Source organism: Flavobacterium sp. N3904, from assembly GCF_025947305.1.
Classification (GTDB): domain Bacteria; phylum Bacteroidota; class Bacteroidia; order Flavobacteriales; family Flavobacteriaceae; genus Flavobacterium.
Genome location: NZ_CP110009.1, coordinates 1,526,894 through 1,546,929 on the forward strand (window position 1 = coordinate 1,526,894; position 20,036 = coordinate 1,546,929).

At 35.3% G+C, this 20,036-nt stretch carries 18 protein-coding genes; 4 read left to right on the plus strand and 14 right to left on the minus strand.

Annotated elements, in window-relative coordinates; all coding sequences use genetic code 11:
* Positions 1 to 15: 15 nt before the first annotated feature.
* Entirely contained in the window at positions 16 to 1,194 is a 1,179-nt protein-coding gene (locus OLM57_RS06260) for an acyl-CoA dehydrogenase family protein (RefSeq protein WP_264566379.1), read from the minus strand.
* A gap of 241 nt (positions 1,195 to 1,435) precedes the next feature.
* Between OLM57_RS06260 and OLM57_RS06265 the strand changes: the two genes are divergently transcribed.
* A complete protein-coding gene (locus OLM57_RS06265; RefSeq protein WP_264566380.1) occupies positions 1,436 to 1,828 on the plus strand; it encodes a hypothetical protein in 393 nt (130 codons plus the stop codon).
* A 64-nt stretch (positions 1,829 to 1,892) separates the two neighbouring features.
* Here OLM57_RS06265 and OLM57_RS06270 read toward each other — a convergent pair whose 3' ends face one another.
* Genes OLM57_RS06270 through OLM57_RS06280 form a run of 3 tightly spaced genes read right to left on the minus strand, consistent with a single transcriptional unit; the run spans position 1,893 to position 3,753 of the window.
* A complete protein-coding gene (locus OLM57_RS06270) occupies positions 1,893 to 2,606 on the minus strand; it encodes a tRNA1(Val) (adenine(37)-N6)-methyltransferase (RefSeq protein WP_264566381.1) in 714 nt (237 codons plus the stop codon).
* 47 nt (positions 2,607 to 2,653) lie between these two features.
* Positions 2,654 to 3,178, minus strand: a complete 525-nt coding sequence (rimM, locus tag OLM57_RS06275) for a ribosome maturation factor RimM (RefSeq protein ID WP_264566382.1) — start codon at positions 3,176 to 3,178, stop codon at positions 2,654 to 2,656.
* Positions 3,179 to 3,192: 14 nt separating this feature from the next.
* Complete coding sequence (locus OLM57_RS06280; protein ID WP_264566383.1) at positions 3,193 to 3,753, minus strand: 30S ribosomal protein S16; 561 nt, start codon at positions 3,751 to 3,753, stop codon at positions 3,193 to 3,195.
* 197 nt (positions 3,754 to 3,950) lie between these two features.
* On the opposite strand from OLM57_RS06280, the gene OLM57_RS06285 reads away from it, so the two are divergent.
* Positions 3,951 to 4,430: a DUF6252 family protein gene (locus tag OLM57_RS06285; protein ID WP_264566384.1), complete on the plus strand. Its 480-nt coding sequence runs from the start codon at positions 3,951 to 3,953 to the stop codon at positions 4,428 to 4,430.
* A 228-nt stretch (positions 4,431 to 4,658) separates the two neighbouring features.
* A complete protein-coding gene (locus OLM57_RS06290) occupies positions 4,659 to 5,024 on the plus strand; it encodes an RNA recognition motif domain-containing protein (protein WP_116759447.1) in 366 nt (121 codons plus the stop codon).
* A 109-nt stretch (positions 5,025 to 5,133) separates the two neighbouring features.
* Here OLM57_RS06290 and leuB read toward each other — a convergent pair whose 3' ends face one another.
* The 10 genes from leuB to OLM57_RS06340 all read right to left on the minus strand — a co-directional run bounded on the left by leuB (position 5,134) and on the right by OLM57_RS06340 (position 15,022).
* Positions 5,134 to 6,195, minus strand: coding sequence for a 3-isopropylmalate dehydrogenase (gene leuB, locus OLM57_RS06295; protein ID WP_264566385.1), 1,062 nt, complete (start codon positions 6,193 to 6,195; stop codon positions 5,134 to 5,136).
* 37 nt (positions 6,196 to 6,232) lie between these two features.
* Positions 6,233 to 7,756: an alpha-isopropylmalate synthase regulatory domain-containing protein gene (locus OLM57_RS06300; RefSeq protein WP_264566386.1), complete on the minus strand. Its 1,524-nt coding sequence runs from the start codon at positions 7,754 to 7,756 to the stop codon at positions 6,233 to 6,235.
* Between the two features lie 46 nt (positions 7,757 to 7,802).
* Positions 7,803 to 8,594 (minus strand): methyltransferase domain-containing protein, encoded by a 792-nt coding sequence (locus OLM57_RS06305; protein WP_264566387.1) that lies wholly within the window; start codon positions 8,592 to 8,594, stop codon positions 7,803 to 7,805.
* Between the two features lie 4 nt (positions 8,595 to 8,598).
* Positions 8,599 to 9,303, minus strand: a complete 705-nt coding sequence (locus OLM57_RS06310; protein ID WP_264566388.1) for a class I SAM-dependent methyltransferase — start codon at positions 9,301 to 9,303, stop codon at positions 8,599 to 8,601.
* Between the two features lie 16 nt (positions 9,304 to 9,319).
* Complete coding sequence (locus OLM57_RS06315) at positions 9,320 to 9,622, minus strand: antibiotic biosynthesis monooxygenase family protein (protein ID WP_264566389.1); 303 nt, start codon at positions 9,620 to 9,622, stop codon at positions 9,320 to 9,322.
* An 89-nt stretch (positions 9,623 to 9,711) separates the two neighbouring features.
* Complete coding sequence (locus tag OLM57_RS06320) at positions 9,712 to 10,752, minus strand: hypothetical protein (RefSeq protein ID WP_264566390.1); 1,041 nt, start codon at positions 10,750 to 10,752, stop codon at positions 9,712 to 9,714.
* Between the two features lie 186 nt (positions 10,753 to 10,938).
* Complete coding sequence (leuD, locus tag OLM57_RS06325) at positions 10,939 to 11,535, minus strand: 3-isopropylmalate dehydratase small subunit (protein WP_264566391.1); 597 nt, start codon at positions 11,533 to 11,535, stop codon at positions 10,939 to 10,941.
* Positions 11,536 to 11,645: 110 nt separating this feature from the next.
* Entirely contained in the window at positions 11,646 to 13,040 is a 1,395-nt protein-coding gene (gene leuC, locus OLM57_RS06330) for a 3-isopropylmalate dehydratase large subunit (RefSeq protein WP_264566392.1), read from the minus strand.
* 691 nt (positions 13,041 to 13,731) lie between these two features.
* Positions 13,732 to 14,316, minus strand: coding sequence for a hypothetical protein (locus OLM57_RS06335; RefSeq protein ID WP_264566393.1), 585 nt, complete (start codon positions 14,314 to 14,316; stop codon positions 13,732 to 13,734).
* Positions 14,317 to 14,437: 121 nt separating this feature from the next.
* A complete protein-coding gene (locus tag OLM57_RS06340; protein WP_264566394.1) occupies positions 14,438 to 15,022 on the minus strand; it encodes a hypothetical protein in 585 nt (194 codons plus the stop codon).
* 309 nt (positions 15,023 to 15,331) lie between these two features.
* Here OLM57_RS06340 and dnaE point away from each other — a divergent pair, with 309 nt between their 5' ends.
* Positions 15,332 to 19,855 carry a DNA polymerase III subunit alpha gene (gene dnaE / locus OLM57_RS06345; RefSeq protein WP_264566395.1) on the plus strand — a complete coding sequence of 1,508 codons (4,524 nt, stop codon included), beginning with the start codon at positions 15,332 to 15,334 and terminating at the stop codon, positions 19,853 to 19,855.
* Positions 19,856 to 20,036 lie beyond the last annotated feature (181 nt).

The window sequence follows — 20,036 nt, forward strand, 5'->3', positions numbered from 1 at the left end:
AATAGTTGTTCAGTACTATTTGAAAGCTGGGATTCCAGTAACATCCATTCCTGTAATCAGTAAATGAATATCATGTGTCCCTTCGTAAGTAATTACTGACTCTAAGTTCATCATGTGGCGCATTATAGAATATTCGCCGGTAATTCCCATTCCGCCCAGCATTTGTCTTGCTTCACGAGCAATATGTATGGCCATGTCTACATTATTTCTTTTGGCCATCGAGATTTGAGCAGTTGTGGCTCTTCCTTCATTTCTTAAAACTCCAAGTCTCCAGGTTAGTAATTGTGCTTTGGTGATTTCAGTAATCATTTCTGCCAATTTCTTTTGTTGCAATTGTGTTCCGGCAATAGGTTTGTCAAACTGAATTCTCTCTTTGGCATATCGCAAAGCGGTGTCGTAGCAATCCATTGCAGCACCAATAGCGCCCCATGCAATTCCGTAACGTGCTGAATCCAAGCAACCAAGTGGTGCTCCCAATCCTGATTTATTAGGGAGTAAATTTTCTTTAGGAACTTTTACATTATCAAAAATCAATTCTCCTGTAGAAGAGGCACGAAGCGACCATTTATTGTGGGTTTCAGGAGTGCTAAAACCTGCCATGCCTCGTTCTACGATTAATCCGTGAATTCTTCCTTCTTCATTTTTTGCCCAAACAATGGCAATATCGGCAAAAGGAGCATTTGAAATCCACATTTTGGCGCCATTTAATAAATAATGATCGCCCATGTCTTTAAAATTGGTAATCATACTTCCAGGGTCTGATCCATAGTTAGGTTCGGTCAATCCAAAACAACCCATAAATTCTCCAGTGGCCAATTTTGGTAAATATTTCTTCCTTTGTTCTTCGTTTCCATATTTCCAAATAGGATACATAACCAACGAAGATTGTACAGATGAGGTAGAACGAACGCCCGAATCGCCACGTTCTATTTCTTGCATGATTAACCCATAGGATATTTGATCGAGTCCAGCTCCACCATATTCTTCTGGTATATAAGGGCCAAAACCACCAATTTCGCCCAAACCTTTTATTATTTGTTTTGGGAATTCAGCTTTTTGTGCATATTCTTCGATAATCGGAGAAACTTCGCGTTTTACCCAAGCTCGGGCAGAATCACGAACCAATTTGTGTTCGTCACTTAATAAATCATCTAGATTGTAATAATCTGGGGCTTGAAATAAATCGGGTCTCATGGTTTGACATTTTAGTGTTACAAAACTACGTAAAGAAATATAACAAAACTAATCTAAAATGTTATAAATGTAAACGCCAATCAAATTATACATTATCGTTAGGTATGATTTACAATTTGGTCATTAAATAGGGGAAAATTTTAGTGTTGTATAGTGCAAAGCAATTTCGTAATATTGCCAAATAAATGAATAGTTATAAATCATTTATTTTTTTTCTAAAATTTAACCCCAAATCAAAATTATGAAAAAACAAGTAGTATTTATTTTATTGTTATTATTAGTAGGGTCGATAGGATATTCGCAAACACTGGATTGTAGTAAATTGAAAAATATCAAAGCCTATAACCCAGATTATCCCAGTAGAACTTTTGTAATAAAAGGAACTACTCAAGAGAGTTATGATAAAGGAGTACTTCAGTTGGTATGGAGCGTTAAGTGGTTAACTGATTGTGAATATGAAGTCGTGTGTCTTAAAAAACTTGGAGAATCTCAAATGGAGGTTGGCGATAGAATAATTATGACCATAGTAAGTATTGACGATGACTGTTTTACACTTAAAAGAACTTTTTATTGTAAAAATATTCCCGAAGGAGAGGTTGATCCAGAAAGTACATTTTGCTTAGCAAAGAGTTAGTCTAATTGTTGAAGTTAGATTTCAAAAGGCAATTTTTATTTAAGTAAATAGAAATTGCTTTTTTTTACATCTTCAAGTAAAATTTTTCGGTAAGAGCAATATAATCAGGAGTATATGCATGTCTTTTCGTTTCGATAACCAATACATCTTCAGGAAGAACAGTGTTTTTATTTCGGCTAAAAGCCAATAAACTGCGTTTAATTTCAGTAGTTGGAGTTCCTTTGACACGAGTAATTTTTATAGGATACAATTCGAATTCTCGTGCTAATGCAATAAATTTTTCTTCCTCTTTAAAAGGAATAATAACCGAAAAAATTCCATTTTCCGAAAGTAATAAATCCGCAGCTTCGATTAAATCTTCAAAAGGCATTGCATCTGCAAAACGAGCCAAATCACGTTGGTCATTTTCAGTTTTGTAATCTTCGGTATAAAATGGAGGATTGGAAACAATTATATCATATTCGTCTTCGGGTTCTTCTACAAATTCGTCTAACCCGGCGTGAAAGCAAAACAAACGATCACTCCAAGGTGAATTTTCGAAATTATCTACGGATTGTTCATATGCATCTTCATCAATTTCCAAAGCGTCAATTTGTTCGGCATGACTTCTTTGCGCAAGCATTAAAGCAATGATTCCAGTTCCGGTTCCAATGTCAAGAATGCTATAAGGATTGTTTCCTAAAGGAGCCCAAGCGCCTAATAAAACACCATCTGTGCCAATTTTCATGGCGCAACGATCTTGTTCAACAGCGAATTGTTTGAATTGGAATTTAGACATAGAAACATTCGTTTTTTTTCGATTAAACAAATAACCGATTAAACTTGCTAAAGGTACATCTCGATCAAGCCTTCCGGTAAATCCATAATGACTTTTTTGTTGTCGCGGTCTATTTTTACAAGAAAATGATCAATCATTGGAATCAATATTTCAACATCACCTTTTAGAACTTCAAAAAGTGGTTGAGCTGTTGTGTCATTGATAGATTGAATTTCTCCAACATATCCCAGACGTTTATCTTCTACTTCAAAACCTATAACTTCATGAAAGTAGAATTTGTTCCCCGAAAGTTTGGGCAACATTTTTAAAGGAAGATAAAGATCGTTGCCTATAATAGCATCGGCTTCTTCTTCGGTATTTATATCTTCAAAACGAATTCTAAGAAAATCGTTTTTGTGTAAGTTGCAATTTTCAATAAAAAAAGGAACCAAGTGTTTGTTGCATTCAACAAACACTGATTCCAAGTTTTCGTATAACTCCGGTTCGTCTGTGTCTAAATAGGCCAGTACTTCACCTTTGAAACTAAATTTTTTGGCGATTTTACCCAAATAGAAACAATCTTCTTTACGCATCGTCGCCTTGTAAATTATGCTTCAGTTGTTTCGTTATTTTCTTCAGCAGCAGGAGCTTCTTCAGCTTCAACTTCAGCAACTTCTTCTTCAACAGCAGGAGTTGCAGCAGCAATAGCATCAGCTTCAGCTTGAGCAGCAGCAGCTAAACGTTTTGCATTTACTTCTTGTTCCGCTTTGAATGCTTTGGCTCTAGCAGCAACTTCTGCTTTAGACAAACCTTCTTTTTTAGCGTCAACTTTTCCAGCTTTAGCTTCTAACCAAGCAGCTAATTTTGCATCAGCCTGTTCTTGAGTCAAAGCTCCTTTACGAATACCTCCATCTAGGTGGTGTTTCAATAAAGCTCCTTTGTAAGAAAGAATTGCTTTTGCTGTTTCAGTAGGTTGTGCACCATTGTGCAACCATTTTACTGCGCTATCAAGATTTAAATCTATAGTAGCAGGGTTTGTGTTTGGATTGTAAGTACCAATTTTTTCTAGGTATTTACCATCTCTTTTTGAGCGTGCATCTGCAGCTACAACCCAGTAAAAAGGTTTTCCTTTTTTACCGTGTCTTTGTAATCTAATTTTTACTGACATAATCGTATGATTAAATTTTGAGGTACTCGACCTCGATTAATTAAGGGTGCAAATATACATCTTTTATCGAAACAAACTAAAAAGTTTATTACTTTAATGATTAATAGTTTATTAGGGATAAATATGGTTTTTATTTATATTGAAAAAAGGGCTTTTTAAGGCAAAATCAATTATTTTTGCTTTTCAAAATCAATGGTATGAAGAAGTTTTTTTTTATAGTTACGGCACTGTTTGTTTTAGTTTCTTGTGAGGATCAAGTTAAGTTTAACAACCCCGCATTACAAGGCTTGAAAGATAATGAAATTTGGCGAGCTACTTTGATAACCGCCGTTCAATCTGCAGATGGTTCATTGACTATAGAAGCCTATCTAAAAAATGAAATTTTGACTTTGACAACTGTTTCTACAAATGTACAAAGTTACCCTCTTGGAGTGAATCTTTATAATAGAGCATTTTTTTATCAAAAAGGGAGTGCCGAAAATACAACCTTCTCTACTGGAATTGAAAGCGGCAATGGTCAGATTGTAATCACAGAATTTGACACTGTGAATCATACTATTACTGGAACTTTTTCATTTAATGCTAAAAACGAATCTGAAGATCCATTAGCGATTTCAAATGTGAATTTTAGGCAAGGTGTTTTTTATAAAGTTCCTATTACCAATGTTACAAAATAGTCAATATTTCTAACCAGAAAATCAATTTTTTTATAATTAGCTTCCAAGTGAATGTTAGTTTGTTTTTGAAATTAATAACGGAAAAAATTTGTTTTTTATTGATAAAACAGTGATACGTTAAAAAGGTAAATGCCTCAATATCATAAATTAAATCATAAATAAGCTAATTTATAGTTGTTTAGAATAAAAATAGAGTACATTTGCTCTAATTATTATAAATAAGTACTTATGAATATTTTTGTTGGAAGCCTTCCATTCAGTATTGAGGAAGCAGATTTAAGAGAGTCTTTCGAGGCGTACGGAGCAGTTGATTCAGTTAAAATTATCACAGATAAATTTACAGGAAGAAGTAAAGGATTTGGTTTTGTTGAAATGACAAATGATGACGAAGCTCAAAAAGCAATTGACGAATTGAACGGAGCTACTGTTCAAGGACGTGCAATCGTAGTAAACAAATCTGAACCAAAACCAGAAGGTGAAAGAAGAAGTTTTAACAATAACAGTCGTGGTGGAGATTCACGCGGTGGTTATGGTGGTGGAAACAGCCGTGGTGGAGACAACCGTGGAGGTGGAGACAGAGGAGGAAGATATTAATATTCTTTTCAATCATATAATAAAAAGGTGTCAATGTAAATTGACACCTTTTTTGTTTTCTCATTCCACGCCCCTCTCAAGGAGAGGGAGCTAAGGATGAATTTTAATTTTATAAGTTAGCAACCAACCAGTCACCAACTTCACTAGTTTTATATGCTTTAGCGCCTTTGGCTACTAAATCTTCGGTTACAATTCCTTGTTCCAATGATTTGTTCACTACGGATCTAATCGCTTCGGCTTCTTCTTTTAATCCAAAAGCATCTTCAAACATCATTGCTGCTGATAAAACAGTCGCCAATGGATTGGCAATGTTTAATCCAGTTGCTTGAGGATAAGAACCGTGAATTGGTTCATATAATGAAGTGTGTTCACCAACAGAAGCTGATGGCATTAATCCCATTGACCCTGAAATAACAGAAGCTTCATCGGTCAGAATATCTCCAAATAAATTTTCTGTTATCAATACGTCATACGAGTTTGGCCATTGTACCAAACGCATAGCAACTGCATCTACAAATTCGTAAGACACTTCAACTTCTGGATAGTCTTTCTCCATAGCTTGAACGGTTTCTCTCCACAAACGAGATGTCTCCAATACATTGGCTTTATCCACACAACATAATTTTTTGGAGCGCGTCATCGCCAATTCGAATCCTTTTTTTGCCAAACGCTGCACTTCAACTCTAGTGTACACACAATTGTCAAAAGCAGTTTCTCCGTTGTCTCTTCTTCCTTTTTCTCCAAAATAAATTCCTCCGGTTAATTCTCTTAAGAAAACCAAATCAGTTCCTTCAATACGCTCTCTTTTTAAAGGAGAATTATCAATCAATGATGGAAAAGTAAAAGTTGGACGAACATTGGCAAACAACCCTAATTTTTTTCGCATTAACAACAAACCTTGTTCCGGACGAACGGGAGCACTTGGGTTGTTATCGTATTTTGGGTGTCCGATAGCTCCAAAAAGAACAGCGTCGGCAGCCATACAAATTTCATGGGTTTCGTCTGGGTAAGGAACACCAACGGCATCAATTGCACAAGCTCCTGTAAGAGCAGGTGTCCAAGTGATTTCGTGGTTGAATTTTTTGGCAATGGCATCCGAAACTTTAACCGCTTCGTTAATTACTTCTGGTCCGATTCCGTCTCCGGCTAAAAGGGCAATATTGAATTTCATTGTTGTTGATTTTTAATTATATTTTTAATAGATTTTTTTAAATAATAACCACATTCAGCATTTTTTGAGTGGCAATGATAGCGGCTACAGTTTGGTCGGAATCTAGTCCCCTTGTTTTAAATTCTTTTCCGTTGTGAGTCCAGGTTATAATGGTTTCGCATAATGCATCCGAGCTACTGCCTGGTGGAATGCGAACCGCATAATCGACTAATTTAGGCAAAATCATTTTTCTGGATTTGTAAATTTTGGAAAGCGCATTCATAAAAGCATCAAATTGACCATCTCCTTGTGCATTTTCTTCAAAAATTTCACCTTCGATTTTTAAACATAGTGTTGTAGATGGACGCAACCCTTTGGCATGAACCAATATATAGGATTCGACTACAATTTTTTCTTCATAAGATTGGCTATCCAATACATCCGAAATGATGTATGGCAAATCTTCCTTGGTAACCGTTTCTTTTTTGTCTCCCAATTCGATAATTCGTTGGGTTACCAATTTCAAATCCTCAGGGTTTAGTTTTAATCCTAATTCTTGAAGGTTTTTTTCGATATTGGCTTTGCCGGAAGTTTTTCCTAATGCATATTTTCGTTTTCTTCCAAATCGTTCCGGAAGTAAATCATTAAAATACAAATTGTTTTTGTTGTCGCCATCCGCGTGAATTCCTGCGGTTTGTGTAAAAACATTATCGCCTACAATTGGTTTGTTAGCGGGAATTCTATAACCTGTAAACGTTTCTACGAGTTTGCTCACTGAATATAAAGATGATTCTTTGATGTTGATTTTTACCTCAGGCATAAAATCATTAATCACAGCAACAGTACTTTCTAGCGGAGCATTTCCAGCGCGCTCTCCCATTCCGTTTACCGTAACGTGCAGTCCACTTATACCAGCTTTTACAGCTTCCATCACATTAGCAATGCTTAAATCATAGTCATTATGGGCATGAAAATCAAAATGAATGTTAGGGTATTTTGCGGTGATTTTAGATATAAATTCAAAAGTGTCCGATGGAATAAGAACACCCAAAGTATCGGGCAGTAATATTCTTTTAACGGGTTGTGTTACCAAAAAATCCAAATATTGAAAAACATATTCAGGGGAATTGCGCATGCCGTTACTCCAATCTTCAAGGTAAACATTAGTTACTATTCCATTTTCATTCGCCAAAGCAATAGATTCTGCAATTTCGGCAAAATGTTGCTCCGGTGTTTTTTTTAATTGATGCGTCAAATGATTCAGAGAACCTTTAGTCAATAAGTTTTGAACTTTGGCTCCCGCTTTTTTCATCCATTCGATAGAAATTCCACCATCGACAAAAGCCAGGACTTCGATTCTGTCAGTATATCCTTTTTCCTCAGCCCAAGACATAATTCCTTTTACACCTTGAAATTCACCTTCGCTTACACGAGCTGATGCAATTTCGATACGGTCAATATTTAGTTCTTCCAGCAATAATTGCGCAATGGTTAATTTTTCTGCAGCAGAAAAAGACACTCCCGAGGTTTGTTCTCCATCGCGCAGTGTGGTATCCATTATTTCAATTTTTCTTTTTTCCATATTGCGGTTCTATAAATCCTTTTCCAAAAAGGGTATTGTATATTTTTTATATTTTTCCTCGCACTTCATTTAATTTCATTGTCATAGAAATCGCTTCGGTTTCTATCCAATGGTTGTATTCTTCTATGGCTTTCAATCGCAAGTCATTTTCTAAATAACCTTCTTCTACCATTTGAAGAGAACCTGCCACTTTAGACCAAATTCCTATTTTCGTTTTGTAATCTGAACGCTCTTCATTATAAAGTTCATCAGAATTTATTTTTTCGACAGAATGAAAACCTGCTTCTTCTAATAAATGTGGCAAATCTTCGGCAATTCTATTATTCATTCCAGCGTCGTGTCTCCACTTCAAGAACGTATTGTAAAAGGCTTGCATACTTTCTGGCGGCGACGGATTCCAATCTAGATTCGTATGGTCATAGTCTAAAATTGAAATTTGACCGTTTGGTTTCAAAAGGGATTTCATTTTTAGTAAAGCCTCTTTTGGATTGCTCAACCATTGTAATACTCTTGCTGAAATAATTAAATCAAATTTTTCTTCTGGATTGAAATCAAATAAATCAATATGAATTAACTCTAAATTTGTGACGTTTTGATGCGATTCTTTCTCGCTTAAAATTAAACTTTCGGTATTGTCAATTCCGGTAACTTTTCCGTTTTCTCCAATTATAGCCGCAATGTCTTTTGAAATAAAGCCTGTCGCACAGCCTATATCTAAAACATTCATACCCGGTTTTAAAATAGAAGATAAATGTCTGTAATCATTTGCTAGGCTTCTGTCATTATATACTTTGTTGGCATCTTGATTGTCTCGTTGAATGTGCTTGTTTGCGCTCATAGGATTATTTTATACCTCCAAAAACGGAGAAATTACTGTTTTTATGTAAAACGTCTACGTATGAAAAACCTACTCTTTTCAATACTTCCAATTGATACATCACGGAACGAGGTGTATCTTCTTTGGCAATATAATCGAACACATTTTCTTGATATGCTTTTCCTCCAACACCTTCTAAATAATCAGCATAACGTTTCCACATCAATTGGTCAATTGCAGGATGGTCGTGTTTTATTAAATCTGAAATCCAAAAACAACCTCCTTTTTTTATACTTTTATATATTTCGGAGAAAACAGTTTCCCATTCTTCATCCGATCTTAAATGATGCATTGCCGCTCCTGTTACTACAATATCAAAAGTTTCGTCCGGCAATTCCATATTCAAAAAATCAGTTTGAATAGCAGTAATTTTTCCTTTGGAAACGTTGGAAATTCTTTCTTTTGCTTTATCCAACATCGGTTGACTCAAATCAATCAAGGTGGAATCAAAATCAGGAATAAGCTCTAATAATTTTAAAGAATAATTACCTGCACCACAGCCTAAATCCAAAACTTGTTTGGCATCAGGGCAACAAACACTTGCTGCTTGGGTCAATAATTCTAAACTCAAAGTGGCATCAACGGTACTGATTTGGCCTGTTTCTAAATTTGAAAAACGGGCTACTTCGTTGTCAAAACGCTGTTGTATTTCAGATAATGTTGATTTCATTTTATATGATTTAAAATTATTTTTTAGACTCCAAAACCATTTCGTAATGCTCTACTACTGGGAACGGATTGTAATAATGGTGTAATAATCTTTTCCATTCTAAATAGGCTTCAGATTTTCTAAAACCAACGGTATGATCTTCCAATTTCTCCCAATCAACGAGCAATAAGTATTTGTTTTCTTCCTCTAAACATTTTCTCAAACTATGACTCAAATAACCTGGGATAGATTCTATAAATTGACTGGCAATTGCAAAGTCTCTTTCAAAATGAGCTTCTTCTCCTTTTATTACTTGCAGAATAGCTATTTCTAAAATCATATTTATTTTTATATAATATAAGTATTAAAAAAAATTATTTTGAATTCGAATAAATTAACGAATCATATGAAGTTCTTGACTTTTGTATTTTAATTTGTTGTTATAAAAATAGATTTTGCTATTGAGTTTATACTCGTTTCAGAAATAATTGGAATTGACTTTCCATTTTTCCAATATTTGGCAATTCTGTTAGGCGGATTAGTGGTATTATCTTCATTTCCTACCACATAAATATCAGATCCTGTTATACTTATGTCTTGAGCTCTAGAATATTTAGTTCCGTCAGTTAGATTTGTGGCAATACCATTTTTCCAAACTTTTGCAACAAAAGTTATCCCATTATGTTCAGTTCCTGCAACGTAAACGTCAGAACCAATAACCTTTATAGAATTTGCATAAGCTGAATTAACTCCATTTGTTAAATTTGTAGCAATTCCGTTTTTCCATATTTTAATTATAGATTTTGATCCATTATTTTCATGTCCAACCACATAAACGTCGTTACCTACAACCGCAATATCCTCAGCACCAGCGTCTTTACTTCCATCAGTTAGACTTATTGAAACATTATTTTTCCAAAGTTTTGCGACATAATTATTTCCATTTGATTCTCTTCCAACTACATACACATCGGAACCAATAACTTTAATTCCAAATGCTGTCGCATAGAAACTTCCATCTGTTAGACTTGTAGCAATTCCATTTTTCCAATATTTAGCAACATCTATTGACCCTTTGTACTCAAATCCAGCGACGTAAACATCATTATCAACAACTGTAATTGCGTTTGCAAAAGCATGATTAGTTCCGTTAGTTAAATTTGTAGGAACACCATTTTTCCAAAGTTTTGCAACGCTTTTATTTGTGATTAAATGCTCACTTCCAACTACATATGCATCTTCTCCTACTACAGTTACTTTATTCGCTTCACAATCATTTGTTCCGTTTGACAGATTTGTAGCAATGCCATTTTTCCAAAGTTTTGCAATATATTTTGTGCCATTATATTCTTCACCGCAAATGTAAATATCTTTTAAATTTGAAGAAATAGAAGTATTAGCTTCATCTTTGGAGCAAGAGGTTAAAAAAGAGTATAATGAAATAAAAATTAAGATAAAGAACTTTTTCATGTTTTTTATAAGTGTATAGCGTATAAATGTTATTTGACTTATTGCATATTTTCGCAAAATGAAGCTTAAATTAAATAAAATTACCTGACAGTTTTATGTAAAGCTGTCAGGTGGTTTTAAATTATTTTTTTTGACAATATTTATCTGTAATAATAATTATAGTTAAATACTGTAAAATTAATACTTTTAGTAAGGCAGTTTATCTGCAAATCCCGTGATTTCTTCTTTAATGTTTTGCAAGTAGTCAATATCATCAAAGCCGTTAATCATATTGTCTTTTTTGTATCCAGAAATATCAAAAGACTCTTTTTGTCCCGTTACTTTAAGTGTAATAGTTTGCTCAGGCAAATTGATTTCCAATTCTGTTTTTGGATCGGCTTCGATTGCTTTGAAAATAGTTTCAGCAAATTCTGGGCTTACTTGTACTGGCAAAACACCAATGTTCAAGCAATTTCCTTTAAAAATATCCGCGAAGAAACTAGAAACAACGGCACGAAATCCATAATCGTAAACTGCCCAAGCTGCGTGCTCTCTTGAAGAACCCGAACCAAAGTTTTTTCCGCCCACTAATATTTTTCCGCTGTATGTTGCGTCGTTCAAAACGAAATCTGCTTTTGGAGTATCATCTCCATTGTATCTCCAATCTCTAAAAAGGTTGTCTCCAAAAGCTTCACGTTTTGTAGCTTTCAAGAAACGAGCTGGGATGATTTGATCGGTATCCACGTTTTCTATTGGTAGTGGCACTGCACTACTAGTAAGGATGGTAAATTTATCGTATGCCATTGTTTTTTGTAATTTAAAGTCCCCCCAACCCCCGAAGGGGGAGTTGTAGGAGCCTGTATTTATTGTGTTTTTTTTACCTATTTAGATTCCCCCTTCGGGGGTTAGGGGGATTACATCAAATCTCTTGGATCTGTCAGTTTTCCAGTAACTGCTGCAGCTGCTGCCATAATTGGAGAAGCTAACAAAGTTCTTGAACCAGGACCTTGACGACCTTCAAAGTTTCTGTTTGATGTACTTACTGCATATTTTCCAGCAGGAACTTTATCATCGTTCATTGCCAAACATGCTGAACATCCAGGCTGACGTAATACAAAACCTGCCTCAGTAAGAATGTCCAAAAGACCTTCTTCTTTAATCTGTGCTTCTACAACGTGAGAACCTGGAACCAGCCAAGCGGTAACATTGTCTGCTTTTTTTCTGCCTTTAACAATTTCTGTAAAAGCTCTAAAATCTTCGATACGGCCATTCGTACAGCTTCCCAAGAAAACAAAATCAATTGATTTGCCAATCATTACGTCATTTTCGTGGAAGCCCATATAGGCCAAAGATTTTTTATACGTTTCCTCGCCACCTTCTACTTGGTTGGCGTTTGGAATAGTTGCTGAGATACCAATTCCCATTCCAGGATTGGTTCCGTAAGTAATCATTGGTTCAATATCAGCCGCATCGATGTTTAATTCAGCATCAAAAAAAGCATCAGCATCCGTTTTCAAAGTTTTCCAATATTCGACTGCTTTTGTCCAAGCTTCTCCTTTTGGAGCATACAAACGTCCTTCCAAGAAATCAAATGTTTTTTGGTCAGGAGCAATCATACCGCCACGAGCACCCATTTCGATACTCAAGTTGCAAACGGTCATACGACCTTCCATAGACATTTCTTCAAAAACATTTCCCGCATATTCAGCAAAATATCCTGTTCCGCCCGAAGTTGTCAATTTTGAAATGATATAAAGGGCTACGTCTTTTGGCCCCACTCCTTTACTCAAAGTTCCGTTTACGTTAATACGCATTTTCTTTGGTTTTGGCTGCATAATACATTGAGTAGCCATAACCATTTCCACTTCTGAAGTTCCAATACCAAAAGCAATAGCTCCAAAAGCACCGTGAGTAGAAGTGTGAGAATCACCACAAACGATAGTTGCACCAGGCAAAGTAATTCCATTTTCAGGTCCTACCACGTGAACGATACCATTTTTTTGGTGTCCCAATCCCCAGTGCGAAATTCCATATTCGGCTGCATTGTCTTCCAGCGCTTTCAATTGGTTGGCAGATAAAGCATCGGCAACCGGTAAATGTTGGTTTATAGTTGGAGTGTTGTGATCGGCAGTTGCAAAAGTGCGTTCCGGATACAGCACCTTGATACCTCTTTCTTTCAAACCTAAAAAAGCAACAGGACTAGTCACTTCGTGAATAAAATGACGGTCAATAAAAAACACATCTGGTCCATCTTCTATTTTACGCACCACGTGCGAATCCCATACTTTGTCGAATAATGTAGTACTCATTTTAACTATTTTTTAGTGTATTTCTCTTTTATAATCCCGATAGTTTCCTATCAATTATAGCATTGGCAACAAATTTAAAAAAGAAAAGAGAGGCGTCAATTTCGAAAAGCGTTTATATACGATACCCAAAAGAACTTTACAGCACCATTGCACTTTAGTTCATTGTTTTTGGTCAAAAAATACACTTTCTTAATTTGACTTTGAATTTCTTTTCAAAGCAGATTTGATACTGTTGCTTCTGTTTTTAATAATTTGCAAATTTATTACAAATAAAATGTATAAATTGGTAATTAGTTTAAAAAATCACAACAAAAAATTAAAAAATAGTGATTATTGTTATATTTTGTATTAGTGTGATTTGCTAAAAATGAATCAAAAAACCAATTTTATAAGCAGTAAATAATGCCGATTTTGAGTTTTTTTATTTCACTTTTTTTGCTAAAATACTACGACATCCAAAAAAGAGAAGAGATGAATATTTGATTAGAAAGTAGGTTTTTGGAATGAAACTAAAGAGATAAAGGTTAAAAATATTTTGGGCGTGCCCCCGTTGAGCAAAGTGGCCAACTTACAGCACCGTTTATACAGCCCCTTTACTCAACGCGGTCGGGCTATCGATGCTACTTCGGTAGCTTATTTCTATCCCTCACTCGCTCGCAAGAACGTTTGTGCTGTTCGAGACATGTTGTTTTTACGGATGTAATTTGGAAATTCGGAGACTATTTATTTTTACAAATCTATTGTTTTCAATTTTATACTTTGAAACAATGGTGTCTTTTGAACGATAAGGAAAGAATCCATTTTTTAGTTCATCGTACTTTAATATAGCTGAAACGGTTTTTATTGTATAAATATTTGTTTTTTCTTCATATGTATTTTGAATAGGATCATTAGTTGATATCTTAAGTTTTGATACTATCCCATTTCCTTTTTGATAGATACACAAGTATGATTTGCCAGCAAAACCTAGTGCAAAAGGATGATAATTGTTGTCAATTCTATATGTATATCCGTAAAGTATTAAATAGCAATCATTACTTGTTTTTGTTTTGTATCCATAATAATAATTTTTACCTATTTCAGATTCGAATTCGTTGATAGCTTCAGATCTATTTAAAAAATACAAATCATCAGAGGTTATTTCTTTTGGTTTTCTATTACTATTAGATTCATATTCTTCTTTGTCTGGAAAATTTTCTAAAAAAGTTTCTTCCTTTGTATTAGTGCAGTTACAAAAAAGTATAGAAAATAGAATAATAATGTATTTAGCTTTCATCTCAATTTAAATTAGAAGTTGTTTCTGACATATGTTTGCATATATTGGTTGCTAAAAAAAAGTAACATTATAGTAAAGGATTTCAATACGTTAAAAATGATTTATGTTGTATTGTTCAATCTTAATTGTGTAATATAATTCCATTATAACTTTTTACTATTTCTACAAATCGGTTGTTTTCAATTTTATACTTTGCTATGATGCTATCAGTTCTAAAATATTTTCTATATCCGACCGAATCATCTATTTTAAAGACACTATTAAAAGATGTTATTGTGTAAATCCCGTTTTTTTCTTTACACCCGCTCAAAAGAGGATCAGAAGATGCTGTTTTAATCTTAGAAACTACACCATTTCCATTTTGATATATGCATAAATAAGTATCTGACCAGTTTATTAGCCTAAATGTTCCTGTGTACAAAGGGTTATAAGTAACACCATATGAAATTAAATAAGTATCCTGAGTCAATTTACTTTTATATCCATAATAGTATTTTTTATCATCATTGAACACAAATTCATTCATTGCTTCAGATTTATTTAAAGTAAATAGATCTGTCTCATTAATTTGTTTTTTTAATTGATCAATCGACAAATTTTCATACTTGTTTTTATATGTAAAATGTTTTAAAAATTCATCTTCCTTTGTGTCATTACAATTAAAAAAAAGCATAGAAAATAGAATAATAAGGTATTTTGTTTTCATCTTATTTGAATTAAAAAGGGTCTCTAATTTCTGGTGACATATATTCTAGATTAATTCCATAAGTTCTAATCAATTATAGTTGTCTATTTCTAAGTAAAAAATAATTTCCTACAGAATATTTGTAATAATACAATCTATTTTGCCAAAACATCTTTTTTGTTAATAACTTAAGGCTCCCAATCCTTATAAAAAAACTAAATTTGAACTTCCGCCATTTTGTATTTTGATGTTTTTTATAGTCCATAAAATCAATATTTTAGGACGATAAATACTTGCAAGTTGGAACTTTAATTTTGCTTTTTAGAAACTATGTACTTAATATTCGATACCGAAACCACAGGATTACCCAAGAAATGGGGCGCACCCATTTCTGATACCGACAACTGGCCAAGATGTGTACAAATTGCATGGCAGCTGCACGACGACATGGGGAAACTCATCGAGCATCAGGATTATTTGGTAAAACCGGAAGGATTTAACATTCCGTATGATGCCGAGCGTATTCACGGAATATCCACCGAATTGGCCGAAGCCGAAGGTATTTCGTTGGCCGAAGTTTTGGAGAAATTCAATATCGCTTTAGGCAAAGCCAAGTTTATTGTGGGGCAGAATCTAGGTTTTGATATTAACATTATGGGATGTGAATTCTATAGAATGGGAGTTGACTCTCCTATGGGTTCAATGCCAATTCTAGATACTTGTACAGAGGTTACCGCTTCGTTATTAAAATTACCCGGAGGGCGTGGAGGCAAATTCAAATTGCCAACTTTAACAGAACTACACTCTTATCTTTTCGATAAACCTTTTGCGGAAGCGCACAACGCCACTGCCGATGTTGAGGCAACCACGCGTTGTTTCTTGGAATTAATTCGTCGTGATATTTTTACCAAAGAGGAACTCGATGTTGAAATTGGTTATTTCAAGGATTTCAAAAGTAAAAATCCCCATGAAATTGAGCTGATTGGTTTAAAACACATCAATCTAAAAGAAGCTTCAGAAAAAATTCGACTTCAATTTGGAGAGAAACAAGCCGTTTCAGTTTCCAAAGAAGAACTTACGGAAAATAAAAAAGTTCTAATAGATGCGCCTTTTGTGCATTTACATAATCATACGCAGTTTTCGGTTTTGCAATCGACCATTAGTATTGCTGCATTAGTAAAAGCAGCCGCACAACAAAAAATGCCTGCCGTAGCAATGACGGATCACGCCAATTTGATGGGAGCCTTTCATTTTGTCCGCGATATTTTATACCATAATAAAGCAGCCGAATCCAAAAATAAAGCAGCCATAGAAAACGGTGAGGAACCTACTGAAGTTCCGATGAAACCGATTGTAGGTTGTGAATTCTTTGTCTGCGAAGACCATAAAAACAAGTCGGTAAAAGACAATGGATACCAAATAGTACTTTTGGCAAAGACCAAAAAAGGCTATCATAATTTGGCCAAAATGTCTTCCATCGCCTATACTGAAGGATTTTATTATGTTCCTAGAATAGACCGGAAAGTCATTCAGCAGTACAAAGAAGACATTATTGTTTTATCCGGAAATCTCTATGGCGAAATCCCCAGCAAAGTATTAAATCTTGGAGAAAATCAAGCTGAGGAAGCTTTGCTCTGGTGGAAAAATGAATTCCAAGACGATTTCTATATTGAGTTGATGCGTCACAATCAAGAGGATGAAAATCGTGTGAATACATCCTTGATTTCGTTGGCTAGAAAGCACGAAGTGAAGCTCATTGCAACCAACAATATTTTTTATATCGATAAAGAAAATGCCAACGCCCACGATATTTTGCTTTGTGTGCGGGATGGTGAAAAACAAACTACGCCAATCGGTCGTGGTCGTGGCTATCGTTATGGTTTGCCCAATCAAGAATATTATTTCAAGTCGGGAGACGAGATGAAACAACTCTTTGCCGATTTACCCGAAGCGATTTCGAATATATCGGAGATTGTTGATAAGATTGAAATTTTCGATTTAGCCCGTGAAGTATTGCTTCCCAAGTTTGAAATCCCAGTGGAGTTCAACGACCCTGAAGATGAAAAAGATGGCGGAGTACGCGGGGAAAATGCCTATTTGAGACATCTTACTTTTGAAGGAGCAAATCGCCGATATCCTGTAATTACTGACGAGATTCAGGAACGATTGGATTTTGAATTATTGACCATTAAGAATTCAGGATATCCTGGATATTTTTTGATTGTACAGGATTTAATTGCCGAAGCCAGAAGTATGGGTGTTTCGGTAGGTCCGGGAAGGGGATCTGCAGCGGGATCGGTGGTAGCCTATTGTTTGAAGATTACCAATATTGACCCCTTGATGTACAATCTGCTTTTTGAGCGTTTCCTGAATCCCGATCGTGTGTCACTACCCGATATTGATATCGATTTTGATGATGAAGGCCGTAGTAGCGTAATGGATTATGTGATTCGAAAATACGGTTCCAAACAAGTGGCCCAGATTATAACGTATGGTAAAATGGCAACCAAATCGGCGATTCGTGATACGGCTCGTGTACTGGATTTACCATTATTTGAAGCCGATAAAATTGCAAAATTGATTCCGGGAATGATGCCTTCCAAATGGAATTTGGCTCGTTTCTTGAACGAGAAAGAAGATGTTATTCGGAAAGCAGTTCGACCGGAAGAATACGATAAGATTAAGGAATTAATCGAAATTGCGAATGAAGGAGATTTGGGCGGTGAAACAATCCAGCAAGCAAAAGTCTTAGAAGGAAATTTAAGAAATACAGGTATTCACGCCTGTGGAGTGATTATTACGCCAAGTGATATTACCAATTTCGTTCCTGTGGCTACGGCAAAAGATTCGGATTTGTTTGTCACCCAGTTTGACAACTCGGTCGTAGAAAGTGCCGGTTTGTTGAAAATGGACTTCTTGGGTTTGAAGACCCTAACGCTTATAAAAGATACCGTAAAATTAGTAAAATACAGATCGGGAATTGAACTCGATCCTGATACATTTCCTATTGATGACGCAAAAACATATGAACTTTTCCAGCGTGGAGAAACAGTAGGGATTTTTCAATATGAGAGTGCGGGAATGCAAAAATACATGAAGGAACTAAAACCCACGGTTTTTCCCGATTTGATTGCCATGAATGCATTGTATCGTCCGGGACCGATTGCTTATATCCCGAGTTTTATTAAACGTAAAAACGGAGAAGAGCCTATCGAATACGATTTGGCCGACTGCGAAGAACTGCTAAAAGATACGTACGGAATTACCGTTTACCAAGAACAGGTAATGCTCTTGTCCCAAAAACTAGCAGGATTCTCAAAGGGTGATGCCGATGTTTTGCGTAAAGCGATGGGAAAAAAGATGATTGATGTTTTGGCCAAAATGGAGCCAAAATTCATCTCTCAGGCGATGGAAAAAGGACATGCCAAAGACAAGTTGGAAAAAATCTGGAATGACTGGAAAGCCTTTGCCGAATATGCTTTTAACAAATCGCACTCGACCTGTTATGCGTGGGTTGCCTATCAAACGGCTTATCTCAAAGCCAACTACCCAGCAGAATATATGGCGGCGGTTTTGTCTAATAATATGAGTGACATCAAGCAAGTTTCTTTCTTTATGGAGGAATGTAAACGCATGGGATTACAGGTTCTTGGACCTGATGTGAATGAATCGTTTTATAAGTTTACAGTAAATGATGATTATGCGGTACGTTTTGGGATGGGGGCTATAAAAGGTGTTGGTTCCGGAGCTGTGGCAACCATTGTAGAGAATAGAAAAGACGGAAAATACAAGTCTATTTTCGACTTAACCAAGCGTATTGATTTACGCGCAGCGAATAAAAAAGCACTCGAAAACTTAATTCTGGCCGGTGGATTTGATTCGTTCGAAGGAACAACCCGAGCGCAATATTTTCATGATGATGGCGATGGAATTACGTTCTATGAAAAATCCATCAAGTACGGATCCAAATTTCAGGAGAATGAAAATTCATCTCAGGTGAGTTTGTTTGGCGAAAGCAGTGATGTACAAATTGCCGAACCTGTTGTTCCTCCTTGTGAAGACTGGAGCACGATGGAAAAACTGGCCAAAGAAAAAGAGGTTGTTGGAATATACATTTCAGGACATCCACTGGACGATTACAAATTTGAAATGAAATATTTTTGCAATGCCAAATTAGAAGCGTTGAAAAATATGGAATTATATATAGGTAAGAATCTAACTTTTGGAGGGATTATCACCAACGTGCAACACCGTGTGGCCAAGAACGGAAAGGGCTGGGGAACTTTTATGCTCGAAGGCTATGACGAAAGTTATGAGTTTAAAATTTTTGGGGAGGAGTATTTAAAGTTCAGGCATTTCTTTATTCAAAACAACTTTACTTTTATGAAAGTGATGATAAAAGAAGGTTGGGTCAATCAGGATACGGGCAAAAAAACGGAACCCAGAATGCAGTTTGTTCTCGTGCAATATTTGCAAGATGTTCTGAGTACTTTTGCCAAAAAGTTAATTCTTTTGTTGAATGTTAAAGACATTGAAGCCGAATTCATTCATAAACTGAATCGTTTGTTTCAGGAGAATAAAGGAGATAATACGGTGACTTTTGAAATTATGGAATTGGAAAAAATAAAACGGCTTGTAGAAGCGCAACCAGAGTTTGTTGATACGGACGAAGAATCTTTTGTGGATGAAAATGAAGAAGTTGCTGAACTACCGGAAGAAAAATCTGTTACAGAAATAGAAGAAATTAAAGTGGTAACCAAATTGTCGATGCCAAGTAGGAAGCTGAAAATCCAAATTTCAAATGAATTATTGTTTGAATTGGAGAAAATGCAGGTCAATTTTAAGCTCAATTAATTTTTTAACAGTTAATTTTTAATCGATAATTATTTTTTTTAGTTAAAGTTATGCGCGCATATTATTTTTTTAGTAATATTGCGCAAAATTACAACGATTTCGCTGATGCATGTACAAAGCAAGTGTAGGAACTGTGTATTTTTTTTTATGTTTGTATAAATTAACTTAAGAATAAAAAAAT